General features: G+C 65.9%; 20 protein-coding genes. 6 read left to right on the forward strand and 14 right to left on the reverse strand.

What is annotated here, in order from left to right:
• Window positions 1-152 precede the first annotated feature (152 nt).
• The 3 genes from CBI38_RS06725 to CBI38_RS06735 all read left to right on the forward strand — a co-directional run bounded on the left by CBI38_RS06725 (window position 153) and on the right by CBI38_RS06735 (window position 2,034).
• Window positions 153-470 (forward strand): hypothetical protein, encoded by a 318-nt coding sequence (locus tag CBI38_RS06725; RefSeq protein WP_109334900.1) that lies wholly within the window; start codon window positions 153-155, stop codon window positions 468-470.
• Between the two features lie 365 nt (window positions 471-835).
• The gene (locus CBI38_RS06730) at window positions 836-1,078 is read left to right on the forward strand and encodes a hypothetical protein (protein ID WP_109327462.1); all 243 of its coding nucleotides are present in this window, start codon (window positions 836-838) and stop codon (window positions 1,076-1,078) included.
• Entirely contained in the window at window positions 1,075-2,034 is a 960-nt protein-coding gene (locus CBI38_RS06735) for a hypothetical protein (RefSeq protein WP_109327464.1), read from the forward strand. The genes CBI38_RS06730 and CBI38_RS06735 overlap by 4 nt, the downstream gene beginning before the upstream one ends.
• Window positions 2,035-2,143: 109 nt before the next feature.
• On the opposite strand, the gene CBI38_RS37745 is transcribed toward CBI38_RS06735, so the two are convergent.
• The 7 genes from CBI38_RS37745 to CBI38_RS06760 form a co-directional block, all read right to left on the reverse strand.
• Window positions 2,144-2,311 carry a hypothetical protein gene (locus tag CBI38_RS37745; RefSeq protein WP_162603144.1) on the reverse strand — a complete coding sequence of 56 codons (168 nt, stop codon included), beginning with the start codon at window positions 2,309-2,311 and terminating at the stop codon, window positions 2,144-2,146.
• A 181-nt stretch (window positions 2,312-2,492) separates the two neighbouring features.
• The gene (locus CBI38_RS37750) at window positions 2,493-2,660 is read right to left on the reverse strand and encodes a hypothetical protein (RefSeq protein ID WP_162603187.1); all 168 of its coding nucleotides are present in this window, start codon (window positions 2,658-2,660) and stop codon (window positions 2,493-2,495) included.
• Window positions 2,661-2,971: 311 nt separating this feature from the next.
• Complete coding sequence (locus CBI38_RS06745; protein WP_230990097.1) at window positions 2,972-3,835, reverse strand: DUF1206 domain-containing protein; 864 nt, start codon at window positions 3,833-3,835, stop codon at window positions 2,972-2,974.
• A complete protein-coding gene (locus CBI38_RS06750; protein WP_109327468.1) occupies window positions 3,828-5,084 on the reverse strand; it encodes a fatty acid desaturase family protein in 1,257 nt (418 codons plus the stop codon). The genes CBI38_RS06745 and CBI38_RS06750 overlap by 8 nt, the downstream gene beginning before the upstream one ends.
• 75 nt (window positions 5,085-5,159) lie before the next feature.
• Window positions 5,160-5,315 (reverse strand): DUF6131 family protein, encoded by a 156-nt coding sequence (locus CBI38_RS38350; protein WP_204164880.1) that lies wholly within the window; start codon window positions 5,313-5,315, stop codon window positions 5,160-5,162.
• Between the two features lie 58 nt (window positions 5,316-5,373).
• Complete coding sequence (locus tag CBI38_RS06755) at window positions 5,374-5,568, reverse strand: CsbD family protein (RefSeq protein ID WP_109327470.1); 195 nt, start codon at window positions 5,566-5,568, stop codon at window positions 5,374-5,376.
• Window positions 5,569-5,646: 78 nt separating this feature from the next.
• Window positions 5,647-6,111: a hypothetical protein gene (locus CBI38_RS06760; protein ID WP_109327471.1), complete on the reverse strand. Its 465-nt coding sequence runs from the start codon at window positions 6,109-6,111 to the stop codon at window positions 5,647-5,649.
• 128 nt (window positions 6,112-6,239) lie between these two features.
• Here CBI38_RS06760 and CBI38_RS06765 point away from each other — a divergent pair, with 128 nt between their 5' ends.
• Both CBI38_RS06765 and CBI38_RS06770 read left to right on the forward strand, forming a co-directional pair.
• Entirely contained in the window at window positions 6,240-6,971 is a 732-nt protein-coding gene (locus CBI38_RS06765) for a TetR/AcrR family transcriptional regulator C-terminal domain-containing protein (protein WP_109327473.1), read from the forward strand.
• Window positions 6,972-7,242: 271 nt separating this feature from the next.
• Window positions 7,243-8,109, forward strand: coding sequence for an alpha/beta fold hydrolase (locus tag CBI38_RS06770; protein WP_109327475.1), 867 nt, complete (start codon window positions 7,243-7,245; stop codon window positions 8,107-8,109).
• Window positions 8,110-8,446: 337 nt separating this feature from the next.
• Here the strand turns inward: CBI38_RS06770 and CBI38_RS06775 are convergent, their stop codons facing one another.
• The 5 genes from CBI38_RS06775 to CBI38_RS06795 all read right to left on the reverse strand — a co-directional run bounded on the left by CBI38_RS06775 (window position 8,447) and on the right by CBI38_RS06795 (window position 12,430).
• The gene (locus CBI38_RS06775) at window positions 8,447-9,157 is read right to left on the reverse strand and encodes a YwaF family protein (RefSeq protein WP_109334902.1); all 711 of its coding nucleotides are present in this window, start codon (window positions 9,155-9,157) and stop codon (window positions 8,447-8,449) included.
• 301 nt (window positions 9,158-9,458) lie between these two features.
• Window positions 9,459-10,652, reverse strand: a complete 1,194-nt coding sequence (locus tag CBI38_RS06780) for an ABC transporter permease (protein WP_109327477.1) — start codon at window positions 10,650-10,652, stop codon at window positions 9,459-9,461.
• Entirely contained in the window at window positions 10,649-11,545 is an 897-nt protein-coding gene (locus CBI38_RS06785; RefSeq protein ID WP_109327479.1) for an ABC transporter ATP-binding protein, read from the reverse strand. Before CBI38_RS06785 ends, CBI38_RS06780 begins: the two co-directional genes overlap by 4 nt.
• 32 nt (window positions 11,546-11,577) lie before the next feature.
• Window positions 11,578-12,117, reverse strand: coding sequence for a hypothetical protein (locus tag CBI38_RS06790; RefSeq protein WP_109334903.1), 540 nt, complete (start codon window positions 12,115-12,117; stop codon window positions 11,578-11,580).
• 7 nt (window positions 12,118-12,124) lie between these two features.
• A complete protein-coding gene (locus CBI38_RS06795) occupies window positions 12,125-12,430 on the reverse strand; it encodes a helix-turn-helix transcriptional regulator (RefSeq protein WP_109327481.1) in 306 nt (101 codons plus the stop codon).
• A gap of 146 nt (window positions 12,431-12,576) precedes the next feature.
• On the opposite strand from CBI38_RS06795, the gene fdxA reads away from it, so the two are divergent.
• Complete coding sequence (gene fdxA / locus CBI38_RS06800; protein ID WP_005244047.1) at window positions 12,577-12,903, forward strand: ferredoxin; 327 nt, start codon at window positions 12,577-12,579, stop codon at window positions 12,901-12,903.
• Window position 12,904: 1 nt separating this feature from the next.
• On the opposite strand, the gene CBI38_RS06805 is transcribed toward fdxA, so the two are convergent.
• On the reverse strand, window positions 12,905-14,542 hold the full coding sequence (locus CBI38_RS06805; RefSeq protein ID WP_109327483.1) for an ABC-F family ATP-binding cassette domain-containing protein: 1,638 nt from the start codon (window positions 14,540-14,542) through the stop codon (window positions 12,905-12,907).
• A gap of 61 nt (window positions 14,543-14,603) precedes the next feature.
• On the reverse strand, window positions 14,604-15,197 hold the full coding sequence (locus tag CBI38_RS06810) for a class I SAM-dependent methyltransferase (protein ID WP_109327485.1): 594 nt from the start codon (window positions 15,195-15,197) through the stop codon (window positions 14,604-14,606).
• Window positions 15,198-15,245 lie beyond the last annotated feature (48 nt).

The raw sequence follows: 15,245 nt of genomic DNA on the forward strand, positions 1-15,245 counted from the left end.
TGCACTGTAGTTACTTGTGCGTATACTTGTGGGGTATGGGTTCGCTCCAGCAGAGGGTCGCGCTCACCACCACGTCCACCTCAGTCGAGGAGACGTTCGCGGTGACCCGGATCTGCACTGCAATGCCGGGCACCCCATTGAAGGAGTCATTCATGACCTCCACTAATCCCGTCGCCCACACCAGTGCCGTAGCGGCCGGCCCGCGGACTCACCTCGAAGCGCGCCGCAGCACCGAGACGAAGGCCGCGTACAAGACCACCGAGTTTTTCGTCTACATCGCCGCTGTCATCGGCGTCCTGCTCGCCTCGTATCTGGTGCAAACCACCGACGCCCACGAAGACTATTTCCGGGCGGACCGCGCATGGTTCTACGTCGTCATTCTGACGATCGCCTACATCGTCAGCCGGGGCATTGCCAAGTCCGGCAGCCGCGAGCACTACACGGACACCGATCGGCATTCCGGCGTCTGATTCGCTATCTTCGTAGCGGGGGTTCCGGCGGCTCGTCTCGCCGGGCCCCGCGCTCCGGGTGTTGTCGATCGTTCCCGTGACACCGCTTCCCGGTCTCAGGAAGATCGTTCCCCCAAGCCAATTGGTTCGAAGTATTGTCGGAAGTGTTTTCTCCCTTGATCTTTGACGGTGAAGCATCACCGCATCTCGATACCCCGCTCGCCGACCGCACGGTGCACCCGTCCCTGGTCGAACTGCAAGCGTCCGGTTGTTCCTCGAACCCGCGGCGACCTCGCTCTCTGTTGCGACCATCGCGCTACTCACCGTGATGAGTTCCCGGGTTACGCTGTGCCGCAACTTGACTGACCGATAAGAAAGGTCGATTCATGTGGATTCTCGTCAGCCGTCTGCTACGCCGATGGAAGATGCTCGTTCTCGCTCTCCCCGTCGTGGCGGCCGTACTGTCCAGGCTCGGTAGCCACCTCGAACGCCGCGCCGGCAAGCCGACCACCGCATCACGCGGACTCCTCGGAATCTCGCGTTTCGCCCGGCGCCGGGCCGGTACCGAGGACACCGCCCACCGTCCTGCCCGCGCACACCGACCATCCGACTTCAGGAGCAACGTATGACCGACAACACCGCTACACTGATCACCCAGCTGCGCGTGGTCTTGGAACTGACGCACACCGAAATTCAGGTCGCCGAGACCCGGATCGGGCAAGCGCGAACAGAAGCCGTCCGCCGGGAACTGTCACAGAACGCCGACAACGCCCGTGACCGCGCGGCCGCGATCGAGGAAGCGATCCGTGACCTCGGTGGACTTCCCGACGTCGTAGGCCCGCTGCTCGGCCGCGCGGTTGCGATGGTCAAGGCCATGGCCGAACAAGCCCAGCCGTTCGACGAGGCCCTGCTCGGCGATCTGGTCCTCGAACATCAACTGCTCGACCGGGCTCGTTACCTGCGGGCATTGGCGACCACGTCGCGCCGCACCGGCATCGTTGCCCTGGCCGGACGCCTGATCGCCGCCCACACCGCCACGGTCGAATGGTTGACGACGGTGCTGGCCGAGGACGCACTCGGCGGCCCCGCGGCTTTGCGGCGCACCCCGATGCAGGCCGCGACCGGGACCGCGATCCGGTTGATCACTGTCCCGGCAACGTGGTCGGCGCGCGGACTCGACCGCGCCATCGACACCGTCCAGGCCACCCCGGACCGGATCGGTGCGCTCGTGCGCCGCGGCGCCTACGCCGGTGACGTGGCCACGAAGACGCTGGTCGCCAGCCGCGACGCGGCACTCGAATCGGCCGAAGCGGTGACCCGCCGAGAGGGCGCATCCGGCGTCGCCGATGCCATCCGCAACGCCCGAACCGCCAACGGTTCTCTCGATGACGAGGAACTCCCGATCTCCGACTACACCGAACTCAATGTCTCCGGCGCGGTTGCCGCGGTGAAAGAAATCACCGCACCCGCCGACCTTCGCACCATCATCGCCCACGAAGAAGCGAATAAGAACCGCCACGGAGTGATATCGGCCGCGCAGACCCGCCTCGCCGCCCTCGCCCAAGAAGTCGTCGGCATCAACTAATCGGAAGCGGTACTTGTGACGCGAGTGTCACAACCCTTCTCGCGGGGTATTCACTTGGCTGACGCGATGCCCCGGCCGTGAGGCCGGGGCATCCGTCACAGTCCCAATTTCAGGGGCGGCGTGTGGGGTCGGTGCCGACGTTGGTTCGCACGGTCGGGTCGTTTCGACGCTCGAGTCCGGCGAGACCCAGCAGGCCCGCGAGGCCCAGGAGCCCCCACAGCCCGGTCTTGTCGCTGCCTTCGCTGTCACTGTGCTCGTCCTGCGCTTGCTGCGCCACGTTCTCGCGTCGTGGACCTCGAGGACTCGGTTCGCCCTCGGGATCGAGTCCATGATTGATCGCACCTACCCTCAACGTGGATCGGTTCCTCCCGGGCAGTGCCGGACGCGCCCGCTGGGGTATCACGTTCTCAGGCGTGCCCGATATTCCGGAGTACCGGTCGTGTCCAGGCCAGGTCGGTTCAGGAAAGAGCGGAGACCCGAAGCTGGACGGCCGCCATTCCGGCGGCCACGTGCACTGTGCCGCGCGGAGACAGGGCGGGGTCGATCACTGTCGGGTGGCGCGAGGGATCGAGTGCCTCGACCACGATCGAGCCGAGGGCAGCGACGTAGCCGGCCGCGGCCCTCACCTAGGGTGAATTCGAGTTCGTCGATCCGTTTGGCGGTGATGTCGGTGGCGTACACCAGGTCCCGGCTGGTGTCGGAGGCGAATACCGCGATGGCCGCGCCGTCGACACCGACGTCGTTCGAGCATTGCCCGCACAGGGTACGAGTGCGGGTGAGCAGGGACACCGTCTGATCGTCGTCGGGACGAGCTGGGTTCAGTTCGTCACTCATTTCCTCCACTTTCCCCCGCGCTGGGACTACAAACATCCCGCCGCTCACGCCACGAACTTCGTTGCTCGGACGGAGCCGCTGGCGTACGGCTACGACCCGCCGACTACATCTTGGCGTAGCGGGCCATGGCGAAGCTGTAGAGGCCGTAGGCGATGATGCCGGCACCGGCGGCGATGAGGAGGGCTACTCCGTAGGGTTGGGCGCCGACGGTTTTGAAGGCGCCGTCGAGTCCTGAGGCCTTGTCGGGCTCGGATTGATTGACGGCGAGGATCACCAGCAACCCGATGGCGGCGATGGCCAGACCTTTCGCGATGTAGCCGACCATGCCCAGTCGCCGCACGAGTGGGCTGGTGGTTCCTTCGAGGTCGTCGAGGAATTTGCGACTGATCCCCTTGTAGACGTGGTATCCGCCGACCGCGATGATGACCAGCGCCGCGGCGATGAGGGCGATCGTGCCGGCGGTGGTCTGCATCAGGCGGGCGGTGATGCCCGCACTCTGGCCGCTGCTGGACTTTCCGCTGCCGCGGGCGAATCCGAATGCGGAGAAGGCGAAAGCGAAGTAGACGACCGCCAGGGCGAAGGCCTTGAGCCGGTCGACGATTTCCGATTTCTTGCTGTCGGCGCCAGGTCGGGATGAACTGCCGAGTGCCGCTTCGGCGAGTCGCCACAGTCCCATGATGGCGAACGCGACCACGCCCACCCATAGTGCGGCGATGCCGCCCGGTTTGGCGGCCAGTTCCGTCATGGCACCGGATTGGTCAGCGGTGCCGGCTGCGCCGCCGAGGGCGAGCCGGATGGCGATGTAGCCGATGATCAGGTGCACGATCCCGCTCACCACGAACCCTGCGCGGGCAAAGTGTTCGAAGAAGCTGTTCTGCGCCACCCGTCCTGCGGTGGAGGACGAGTTGTCCTGCGACGCCGACGAAGAATTGGCGGAGGACGCCTGGGAACGGTTGGTGTCAGGCATGGTGATCGCCCCTTATCGGTGGTGAAGTCCTTCGCCGGCGGGTGCGAGGGTTGGCTCGAGCCGTCAGCGCCGTCCGGAGTCCTACTCGACGACCTGGGGCCGTCCCGCCAGACTGAGGCAACGGTGTGCGGAATTTCATCTCCGAGGCCGTTTCTGGGGCATCGTCGGCGGTCGCGCGCAGAAACCGGTCGGGGAGTGCGAGTTTGTGGATGGTGCGCAGCGTCAGCAGGTACTGCCGGGCGAGGGAGCCGGTGGTGTAGGGCAGGTCGTATTTCTCGCACAGTGCGTGCACCTTGGTGGCGATGTCCGCGTAGCGGTTGCTGGGGAGGTCGGGGAACAGGTGGTGCTCAATCTGGTAGCACAGGTTGCCGCTGAGGAACGCCATCACGGGGCCGGCCCGGAAGTTGGCTGCGCCGAGCATCTGCCGCAGATACCACTCCGGCTGTGTCTCGTTCTCGAGTTCGGTGAGGGTGAACTTCTCGGCGCCGTCCGGGAAGTGCCCGCAGAAGATCACCACGTACGCCCATACGTTCCGCAGCAGGTTCGCGGTCAGGTTCGCCGTCAGCGTTCGCCGCCAGCGGCGTCCGCTGAGGGCGGGAAAGAGCAGGTAGTCCTTGCCCGTCTGGCGGGCGATCTTCCCGATCAGTGCTCGGGTGTGGGCGGACTTCTCGGTGGCAGTGCGGGCCCGAACCTGCTCGGAGTACAGGTCGTGGAGGGCGATCCCCCATTCGAACATCGCCGCCAACAGCAGGTTTCGCAGTGGTTGCAGTAGATGTTCAGGCTTCCACGGCTGGTCGCGGGTAACCCGGAGAACACCGTAGCCGAGGTCCTCGTCCATCCCGACGACATTGCTGAACACGTGGTGGCGGTAGTTGTGGGAATACCGCCACTGCGATGACAGGCCGGCCATGTCCCATTCCCAGTTGCTGGAATGGATTTCAGGGTCGTTCATCCAGTCCCATTGGCCATGGGAGACGTTGTGGCCGATCTCCATGTTTTCCACGCTTTTGGCCACCGCGAGCGCTGTCGTCCCGAGGGCCCAGCCCGCCGGTTTCCTGCTGTCGTAGATCACCAGTCGTGCAGCGGCATCGAGTAGCCGCTGGAGGCCGATGGTGCGGCGGATGTAGGCGGCGTCGGCCTCCCCGAGGGACTCGGTGACCTCCCGGCGAATGCTGGTGAGTTCGTCGCTGAGTGCCTCGACGTCCGCGTCGGTGAGGTGTGCGTATTCCTTGATATCGGAGATGGCCATGGTGTGCTCCAGGTTCCGGACGAGCCCCCTCCGGAACCTGGGTGCTGCCCCGTCCGGTGCGGCCTCAGGGCCGGGTCAGTAGTAGTGGCGGCGCCCTGCCACCGCGTGGCCCATCGACCCCATGATCACCAGGACCACTCCAATGACGATGAGCGCGACCCCCACGTACAACAGGATGGGCAGGCTGATGACCACGCCGAGGATGGCGAGGATGATTCCGAGAATGATCATGAGAGCGACCTGATTTCGGGACAGAGAGTGGGATTGGGTATCGAACGGTGTGAGCGGGTCAGTGTTTGAAGGTGTGCTTGATCTTCTGCCCTGCCTGCTTGAGCTTGTCTCCGGTTTGCTTGGTGTTGCCCTTGGCCTGGCCTACACTCCCCTCCGCTTCCATACGTTCGTTTCCAAGGGCCTTGCCGACCGTCTTCTTGGTGGCGCCCTCCGCGGTTTCGGCCTTGTGTCGAAGCCTCTTCCCGATGCTCATGGCGGTACTTCTCTCTTTGGTGATCGGACGGCGTGGCTGCGGGCCCGATGTCGGTGGATTTCCTCAGCGCGGGTTTCCTCAGCGCGCGACGTCGTGGGTGGTGGCGGCCCTGGTTGTTCGGTGGCCGAACGGGTGCCGCCAGTCACGTCGCCCGTCTCGCTGGTCACGGGGAGTTGTCCCGTGCGCGGTCCTGTCGACGGTGTTCGGGTCCGCGGCGACCATGTCGCGCTGCCCGGCGAGGCGATCCCGGTCCTGGTACGCGTCCGCTGTCTGCTGGCGAGAATCCTTCAGGTCGTGGCGGGCAAGGCGGCCGCGACGGGAAGTCCGCCGGGCACCGGCCAGTAGCAGGCTCAGCCCGAGCAGGCCGACCGCGCCGACGACGATGCCGTACAGAAACAGCGTGCCGGTGGAGCCGGTGACGTGATAACCGAATACGGCGAAATCATCGGTGAGGGCGTGCCCGTCGCCGCTGTTGGTCAACACGCCCGCGAGCCCGATGATCACGGCGGCGAGCAGAATGACGAGTCCGAAGATGATGATCATGGCGGCCTCCCGGGCCTACGTTGTAGTACCCAGTCAACGCCGCATTACACGGTGTGTCAACACTGTAGGTCTACTGTCGAGACCTACGGTAAAGGCCTACAGTGGACGCATTGAAGGAAGTGTTTGTGATGGTCAAGGTCCCCGCTGATCGCCCGATCCGCTCCGGTAACGGTTCCGTTCCGGACGGCGGCCCGATCACCCGAGAGCGAATCCTGACGGCAGCACTCGCGATCATCGACGGCGACGGAATCGACGCACTGTCCATGCGACGCCTCGGCAAGGCCCTGGGCCGCGACCCGATGACCCTCTATCGTCACGCTCCGAACAAGGCCGCGCTCCTCGACGCCGTCGCCGAGAGCGTCCTCGACCAACTCGAAGTCGACACCGACGACGGCGATTGGGCAACCCAACTCCGGGAGGTCGCCCGGGGCTTCCGCCGGTTGGCGCTCGATCATCCCCACGTGGTCCCGCTGCTGGTCACCCGGCCCCTGTCGACGCCCCTGGGGCTGCGACCCCTGGGAACTCTGCGCCCGCTCGAGAAGATCCTGAGCTTGCTCACCCGGGCCGGCTTCACCGGGACTGATGCCCTGCACATCTACCGGGCATTGTTCGGCTTCCTCCACGGTCACGTCCTCAACGAACTCCAGGAAATCGTCGAACGCCCCGACGAGCACGACGATCTGCTGCGCCTGGGACTGCACCGGTTACCGATCGGCGAATTCCCGCTGCTGCGCGGTCTCGCACCCGTGCTGGCGTCGTACGACGGCGCCGCCGAACTCGAACGCGGCCTCGACATCCTGATCACGGGACTCACCGCCACACTGCCCCATCCCGACAGCCCAGCCCCTGCGGTGAGCTGAATCCAACGGACGAACCGTCGTGCCGGCACTCTCCAACCTGCCAAACTGCAGCATCTACCGACGCGGCGGACTTACGCCGCGCCGGCTCCGGCCGCACGTGGCAAGATCAGGCAGGCGTCCGCGGACAGACGCGGGCGCCCCGACATCGTTTCTCCACTTCACAGCCGAAGCCGGCAGTGGAGCCGGCCCATATTCCAGGTGCCCGAGTCCGACCCCGAGCGGTCGGCGGTCAGGGCGCTCTGCTGGTTGAACCACGAGACGGAAGGGCACAGTGTCGCCACGCAAGCTCGAATCCCTGGTCCTGCACAATGACGTCCTCAAGTTCGTCGACGTCGGCGAGGGACCGCCGGTGGTGCTTGTGCACGGGCTGCTCGGCTCGCACCAGTCCTGGGCGCCGCAGCTCAGAAGACTGGCAAAAAAGCATCGAGTGGTGGCACCCGACCTCTTCGGGCACGGGCAGTCCGACAAACCCTCCGGTGACTACTCCTTGAGTGCCCATGCCGCCACCCTCCGCGACCTGATGGACAATCTCGGGATTTCCTCCGCCGCGTTCGTGGGGCATTCCCTCGGCGGCGGCATCGTCATGCAGCTGTCGTACCTCTTTCCTGAGCGAGTCGACCGTCTGTGCCTGGTGAGCAGCGGCGGCCTCGGGCCCGAGGTGAGCCTGTTCCTCAAGGCCGCCACCCTGCCTGGCAGCGAACTGGTCCTGCCCGTTCTGGCCTCCGACCGGCTTCGGCGCACTACCGAGAACATCCTCAAACAACTGGGCCGGCTCGGGCTGCCCGTGCAGCCCAGCCGCAGCGCCGCGGAAACCTGGCGATCCCTCGAGACCGTGTCCGACCGCTCCTCGCGAGCCGCGTTCCTCGCCTCCACCCGTGCCGTCGTGGGACTGCGTGGACAGACCGTCAGCGCCAAGCAACACTTCTCGAAGTTCGAATCGCTTCCGTCGCTGCTGGTGTGGGGTGGCAGAGACAGAATGATTCCCGCCTCACACGCCGAGAACCTGCGCCGCGTCGTCCCCCACAGTCGCGTCGAGATTTTTCCCCGCGCAGGCCACTTCCCTCAACTCGACGAACCGGAATTGTTCTTCCGCGTGCTCGACCAGTTCCTCGACCCGGCTTCAGGATCCGATCGGTAACAATGCGGCTCCGGGCCCGCACCAACAGACAGCGCGCACAGCTTCGCCATGGCCCACTACATCGAGGATGTGGGTGCGGCCGTTGAGAGCGGACCCGGGCCACTCGGTACAGGTCCTGACCAAGGCGTGCGACAGGGAATTTCTCGACCCCTGAGGTTGCCCGTCATGGATTGTGTTGGTGGGTCGGTCGGAGGATTCGCCGCGTGCTACCGACCGGCTGAGATCGTGCGTGCCGGGCCGGAGGAAACCGGCGGTTTGCCTGTCGACCTGAATTTCACATCACCGGCACACTGAACCGAGGTGGGCGCTGGTCGTAGTGTGGATCCGGTGCCGGGATTCAGACCCGTTGTCCGCCTTCGGGGTGGTGACGGGTCCGCTCCCACGGCCACGTCATCATCGCCCATACGATGAGGATCAGTGTGGTCGCGGTCAGCAGATACAGCGGCCACGGGCCCAGCACGTCCAGCAGGGTCGCGGTGGTGGGTTTTCGGTTGAGGAACCCGTAGTTGGTGCCGGCGATGGTGTTGAAGGTGACGGTGGCCGCCGCCCACAGCGCCGTGACCAGGACTGCGATCCGGTAGCTGCGCCACCGCGGCCGCATCTGCCGGCCCCAGGTGAGGTAGATCGCCGCCCAGACGACGAGCAGGTGGATTCCCCAGAACGCGAGGAACTCGTGATGGGGAAAGTCCGGGCTGGCCAGCACCGGTGAGATCAACGCCTGTGTGCTCAGCACCAGACCCCAGTAGTAGGTGAGCGCGAACGCCCAATGTGCCTGCGACCACAGCGCGTAGGCCGCCGCCACCGTCGCGAGATCGGTCAGGCGCAGCGGCACCGACCCGCCGATGCTGGGCGGGAACAGCGAATAGATCAGCGCCGCACCGTAGATCACGGCGGTCAGCACCGCCAGAGCGCGGCCGAGGCGTCGCGCCTGCGCTTCGCTCTGCCGGCGTCCGAGCCAGACCAGCAGGACGGCGACCGTGGCGAATACCGCGATCACGACCCAGTACGACGGGCCGTAGGCCGCGAACTCTCGTTGTGCGGTGAACAAGTCCATCAACTCCGCAGTGTCATCTCCCGTGGCGGTCTGGTGCGTCGCGGCCGGCCCCTGCTCACACAGCGGTGCGCTTTCTCCATCCTGTCCCACAGCGCAGGTCCACTGCTGACAATTCGCCGGCACGGCTTTCGGGGTGCCGGGTCGACGGCGGACCCGGACCTCGGCGCCGTCCATCCGAACCTGAGCTCGAACGCCTGACCGGGACAGGGGGCCCGCACACGACGGGCGCAATCTGACACTGACACCGGTCCGGTGTTCGTCGAAGCCGAGGCCGGCAGCGGAGTGCAGGGCTGGGCTAACGGCCCAGTGCCTCCTTCCACGACACGACCTTGCCGATACGCAGGATCGAGCGCTGGTAGATCTTGGCGGCCAGCACACTCAGCGCTGCCGTCACGGCGAGCATCAGTGCCACGGTTCCCACGACCTGCGTGGGTGATGCCACGCCGGCCGCGATCCGCAACGGCATCAGGATCGCGGAGAAGGGCGGGATCCAGCTGAGTACGTTGCTCACCGTGCCGTCGGGGTCGCTCACCGAGGAGAACGCGCTGAAGAACATGATGACGATCAAGACCATCAGCGGTGACGCCGTGGCGTTGACGTCCTCCTGCCGAGACACCATCGAGCCTGCGGCGGCGTAGAGCACGGCGAAGAACGCGAAACCGAGGACGAACCAGCCGAGTGTGCCCACCAGGACCCCGAGTGCGGTACCGGTCACGGTGAGGGTGCCGGTGGCGAGGCCTGCGCCCACGCCGGCCACCCCGTACGCGGCCAGTTGCAGCAGACCGACGGCGCCGATACCGATGACCTTGCCCCACAACAACTGCAGTGGCCGCAGCGTCGACAGCAGCAGTTCCACGACGCGGCTCGACTTCTCCTCGACGACGCCCATCGCGACGTACATCCCGAACATCATGATTTGCATGTAGAGCAGCACCACCACGGCAACCGACAATGCCACCCGCTGACCCTTCTCCGGGTCGGGCGGATCCAGGGCGTCGACCGTCACCACGGCCTTGCCGGCTTCCTCTGCGAGTCGTGCGGGATCGACACCTTGCGCCGTCAGTGCTTCGGTCTGTGCTCGTTGCATCACGGCGCCGTCGATCACGGCACGTAGGCCGGAGCCGATCTCCGATTCGGTGACCGCGGTGGCAGAGCCGTCGGCGCCCGGGATGAGGACCACGTCCAGATCACCGTTCTCGACGCGTTCGCGGCCGGCCTGTTCGCTGTCGATCGCCGTCACCTCCACCGGGGTGCCCACGGCGTCCCCGGCCGCGACGAGAACCGGTGCGAGCGCCTGGTCGCCGACGACGCCGATCTTCGCCCGGTCGTCGCCGCCGCCCGAAAACAGCGAGTAGGCGACGATACCGCCGACGATCGCGAGGAGAATGATCACGTTGCTGATGACGAAACTCTTCTTGCCGACCTGTGTCAGGAACTCGCGGCGGGCTACCAAGCCGATGGCACGGACAGGACTCAGTGGGGCGCTCATGCCGTCACGACCTCTCGGAACATTTCGGTGAGGGACGGCCGGTGTAACGAGAATTCGTGCACCGGGCCGGTTTTCAACGCGGTGTGGAGTATCAGCTGATCGTCCACATGTGGTTCGAGCGACAGCAGCGTCCGGCCGTCGACGTGGCTGATCGTGGTCACACCGTCGAGGTGATGTGCCCACCCGACGGGAGCTTCCGGTGCAGAGACGTCGAGTTGGACGTTGCCGGTGCCGCGTAACTCCTCGACGGTCCCGACCGCACGCATTTTCCCGGACGCGATGATGCCCACCCGGTGGCACAGGCGCTGAACCAGTTCGAGCTGATGGCTCGAGAAGATTACCGGCACACCGGTTCTCGCCTTCTCCAACAACACCTCGCTCATGACGTCCACGGCGACGGGATCGAGCCCGGAGAACGGTTCGTCGAGCACCAGGACCGCCGGATCGTGGACCAGCGCTGCCGCGAGCTGGACCCGTTGCTGATTACCCAGCGAGAGTGCATCCACGGTGTCACCGGTGCGGTCCGAGATGCCGAGGCGTTCGGTCCACCGGCCTACCGACTCGCGGGCAGCCGCGCGGGTGAGACCGTGCAGCTCCGCGAGATACGCGAGTTGCGCGCCCACTTTCATCTTCGGGTACAGCCCGCGCTCCTCGGGCATGTAGCCGATGGTCCGTCGCACCTCGAGGTCCACGGGCTTGTTCCCGAGCCGCACCTCACCCGAGTCGGCGGACAGAACGCCGAGGGCGATACGCATCGTGGTGGTCTTTCCGGCGCCGTTGCTGCCGACGAACCCGAAGATCTCGCCGGGCCGCACGTCGAACGAGAGGTCGTCGAGTGCGACGACGTCGCCGTACCGTTTGGAGATGCCGTCGATCGTGAGGGTGTGAGACATGGGTCCTTCCCATTTCGGAGGGCGAGAAGTTGTCATGGCGTCAGGTCTTCCGGTTCCGGATCGGGTTGTGTCCAGCCCAGAATCATGGCCGGGGTGCATCCGCCGACCATCAGCGCGGTGACCACGAGGAGGCCGGCGGCGTACGGCACGTTGCTGTGATCGCCGTCCTGCGCGCCGACGAAGATCAAATACAACCCGGGAACGAGCGTCAGCAGTTGCGTCACCGTGAGTCCGATCGACCGGGCGCTGTTCCGCTGCTGGATCTCCCACTCGTCGAGTGCATCACGGGGTGCGTCACCCCGCCGTCCGGAGACTATCTGCAACGTCGTCCACAGTGGGAAGAAGAAGAGGCAGGCGGGAAGCCACAGCAGTGGTCCCACCACCATGTCGAAGTGGCACACGACCCCCACGGCGACCATGAACACGAATGTGAGCGCAAGGAGCACGACGAGTAGCCGCCGGCGGCGCTGTGTCCGCCACCCCGGCAGCCACGTCCGATAACGGGCTTCGTTCTGCAGAAATCTTCGGGTGCGGAAACCCTGGTACCGCTCCAGCAGAGTCGTGTCAGGCAGAGTCGTGTCAGGCATCGGAACTCCTCTCGCTTCCTGTTTCGCGCGCCGGACGGGTGTTGCGGTAGAGCTCGGTGGACAGTGGACCGAATTCGGTCCGGGAGAAGATCGCCTCCACGGGTAGCTCGAACACCCACGCGATGCGGAAGGCGAGGTCCAGGCTGGGGTAGTGGTCGCCCCGTTCCAGCGCGCCGACGGTTTGCGGATTGACGTCGATGAGGCCCGCCAGCTGTGCCCGGCTCATCCCTCGCTCGGCGCGAAGCACCCCGATGCGGTTGTAGATGGGAAGAGACTCCCCCCGGCGAACTGGACTCACGCAAAGAAGTGTTGTGAAAACCCAACGATTTGTCAATTGGGGGCAACGATCCGCGCGCCGAAGTCGACTTCGGTTGACCACGGGCAATTGAGTGGCAGAGTGGAGGCGATTCGCGCCGGACGGCAGGAAAGGCCAGGATTAGTGACGTGACGTATACCATCGCCGAGCCCTGTGTCGACGTTCTGGACAAGGCATGCATCGAAGAGTGCCCGGTCGACTGCATCTACGAGGGTGGTCGGATGCTCTACATCCACCCCGACGAATGCGTCGACTGCGGAGCCTGTGAGCCCGTGTGCCCCGTCGAAGCCATCTTCTACGAGGACGATGTCCCCGATCAGTGGGTGGAATACACGAAGGCGAACGCCGACTTCTTCGACGACCTGGGGTCGCCGGGAGGTGCGGCGAAACTCGGCAAGGTCGACTACGACCCGCCGTTCGTCAAAGCCCTGCCGCCCATGGCCGAAGGCGACTGACCTACTCCTCGAACAGCCGGCCCGCATCCATCCGCCACCGGCGGGTGCTGCGGGTCGTCTCCAGCATCCGGCGGTCGTGGGTGACGAGCAGCAGGGTGCCGTCGAAGTTCTCCATCGCCTGCTCGAGTTGCTCGATCGCCGGAAGGTCGAGGTGGTTGGTCGGCTCGTCGAGCACCAGGAGATTGACTCCGCGGGCCTGCAACAACGCGAGCGCCGCCCGGGTGCGCTCGCCGGGGGACAGCGACGATGCGGGACGCAATACGTGGTGGCCCTTCAATCCGAATTTCGCGAGCAGTGTTCGCACGTCGGCGTCCGCCCAGTCCGGCACCTGGGCGGCGAAGGCGTCGGACACCTTCTCCGCGCCCTCGAACAGGCCGCGCGCCTGGTCGATCTCGCCGATCGCCACACCCGAGCCGAGCGAGGCGCTACCCGCATCCGGAACGAGTTTGCCCAGCAGTACCTTCAATAGGGTCGTCTTGCCGGAACCGTTGGCGCCGGTGATGAGGATGCGGTCGCCCCAGTCGACCTGGGTGGTCACGGGCCCGAACTCGAAGTCGCCGACGCCCTGGGTGATCGTTGCACCGTTCGCCGTCGCGACCACGGACCCGCTGCGCGGGGCAGCGGCGATCTCCATGCGCAGTTCCCACTCCTTGCGAGGTTCCTCGACCACGTCGAGTCGCTCGATTCGGCGCTGGGTCTGTCGGGCCTTCGCGGCCTGCTTCTCGGTCGACTCGGTACGCAGGCCCTTTCCGATCTTGTCGTTGTCCTTCGCTTTCCGCCGCGCGTTGCGGACGCCGTGCTCCATCCAATTGCGCTGCATCTGCGCGCGGTCTTCCAGCTCCGAACGGGTGCCCGCGTACTCTTCGTAGGCCTCGCGGGCATGCCGTCTGGCGATCTCGCGCTCCGCGAGATACGACTCGTAGCCGCCGTCGTACACGGCGATCTGCTGCTGAACCAGGTCGAGCTCGACGATGCCGGTCACCGTGCGTGCAAGGAACTCGCGATCGTGGCTGACCACCACCATCGCTGCCCTGCTGTCCGCGACGAAACGCTCGAGCTGTTCGAGCCCGAGGAGATCGAGGTCGTTGGTCGGCTCGTCCAGGAGAAGGACGTCGTAGCGGGACAGCAGCAGGGACGCCAGCCCTGCCCTCGCGGCCTGCCCACCCGACAGGGCCGTCATCGGGGCGGTCAGCGGCACCCCGAGCCCCAGCTCGGCGATCACCTTCTCGGCACGTTCGGCGAGATCGGCTCCGCCCAGCGCCAGCCACCGTTCGAGAGCGGGGGAGTAGAGATCCTCCTCCGACTCACCCAGGGTTTCGGCTGCGGCGTTCATCGCGTCCTCGGCCACGGTGACGCCGGTGCGCCGTCCCAGGAAATCGAGAACGGTCTCACCCGGCACACGCTCGGGCTCCTGAGCGAGGTAGCCGACCGCGGCGTCGGGTGGGCTGAGGATGATGCTGCCCTCGACGTCGGCAGATCCGACGCCGGCAAGAGCGGTGAGGAGGGTGGATTTGCCTGCGCCGTTGGCGCCGACCAGGCCGGTGACGTCGCCGGGGGCGACGGTCAGGTCGAGGTCGGAGAACAGTGTCCGCTCACCCCGCGAAGCCGACAGTCCGCTGATGCGCAGTGTTGCAGTCACCTGGGCATTATCCCCTGTGCGCACTTGTGCACCGCGGGCGGTGGACAAGTGCGCACAGGGGTCAGCGCTTGACGAGGCGGAACCAGCGGGGGTCGGCCTTCTTCAGGGGCCCGGGCATGCCCGTGGTGTCGGCGTCCACGTCGGAAGTCAGCTTCCACGCCTCGAAGGTGCGCTCGACGTTGGAACGGGAGGCACCGCGGGGGAGGGGTCCCCGGTGACCCGGGCCGAACGCGAACATCAGGAGAGTGGCTCCCGGCTCGGTGACGGTGGTGACGTTTTCTGCGTACGCGATGCGGTCGGCGTCGCTCATGCCGTGGTAGCACCCGACGTCGAGGACGAGGTGGTAGCCGCGGCCGACGGTGTGCTCGAGATCGGTGGCGTCCGCACGGAGAAATCGCGCGTCGACGCCCGCCTTCCGTGCTTTGGAGCGTGCCTTGTCCAGCGCCAGCTGGACGGTGTCGATTCCGGTCACGTCCCAGCCTCGTCTGGCCATTTCGATGGCATGGTCGCCCGTCCCGCAGCCGACGTCGAGGACTTTGCCCGGTGGGGTGTCGCACGGATCGAGCAGTCCTTCGATCTGATCGCCGAAGATTCGGCCCGCTTTTACCCAGGGCGTGATCTTGAACCGATAGGCCAGTTCGTACCCGAGGCCCATGCTCGCCCCTTCCGATGGGTGCGTCCCCACCTGAACACACCACTTGCG

The sequence above is a fragment of the Rhodococcus oxybenzonivorans genome, assembly GCF_003130705.1.
GTDB lineage: Bacteria > Actinomycetota > Actinomycetes > Mycobacteriales > Mycobacteriaceae > Rhodococcus_F > Rhodococcus_F oxybenzonivorans.

What these genes read in the sequence shown, in the direction of transcription:
- CBI38_RS06725 (WP_109334900.1), top strand. Translation starts at nt 153, where the DNA reads ATGACCTCCACTAATCCCGTCGCCCACACCAGTGCCGTAGCGGCCGGC.
- CBI38_RS06730 (WP_109327462.1), top strand. Translation starts at nt 836, where the DNA reads ATGTGGATTCTCGTCAGCCGTCTGCTACGCCGATGGAAGATGCTCGTT.
- CBI38_RS06735 (WP_109327464.1), top strand. Translation starts at nt 1,075, where the DNA reads ATGACCGACAACACCGCTACACTGATCACCCAGCTGCGCGTGGTCTTG.
- CBI38_RS06745 (WP_230990097.1), bottom strand. Translation starts at nt 3,835, where the DNA reads ATGCCTGACACCAACCGTTCCCAGGCGTCCTCCGCCAATTCTTCGTCG.
- CBI38_RS06750 (WP_109327468.1), bottom strand. Translation starts at nt 5,084, where the DNA reads ATGGCCATCTCCGATATCAAGGAATACGCACACCTCACCGACGCGGAC.
- CBI38_RS38350 (WP_204164880.1), bottom strand. Translation starts at nt 5,315, where the DNA reads ATGATCATTCTCGGAATCATCCTCGCCATCCTCGGCGTGGTCATCAGC.
- CBI38_RS06755 (WP_109327470.1), bottom strand. Translation starts at nt 5,568, where the DNA reads ATGAGCATCGGGAAGAGGCTTCGACACAAGGCCGAAACCGCGGAGGGC.
- CBI38_RS06760 (WP_109327471.1), bottom strand. Translation starts at nt 6,111, where the DNA reads ATGATCATCATCTTCGGACTCGTCATTCTGCTCGCCGCCGTGATCATC.
- CBI38_RS06765 (WP_109327473.1), top strand. Translation starts at nt 6,240, where the DNA reads ATGGTCAAGGTCCCCGCTGATCGCCCGATCCGCTCCGGTAACGGTTCC.
- CBI38_RS06780 (WP_109327477.1), bottom strand. Translation starts at nt 10,652, where the DNA reads ATGAGCGCCCCACTGAGTCCTGTCCGTGCCATCGGCTTGGTAGCCCGC.
- CBI38_RS06785 (WP_109327479.1), bottom strand. Translation starts at nt 11,545, where the DNA reads ATGTCTCACACCCTCACGATCGACGGCATCTCCAAACGGTACGGCGAC.
- CBI38_RS06810 (WP_109327485.1), bottom strand. Translation starts at nt 15,197, where the DNA reads ATGGGCCTCGGGTACGAACTGGCCTATCGGTTCAAGATCACGCCCTGG.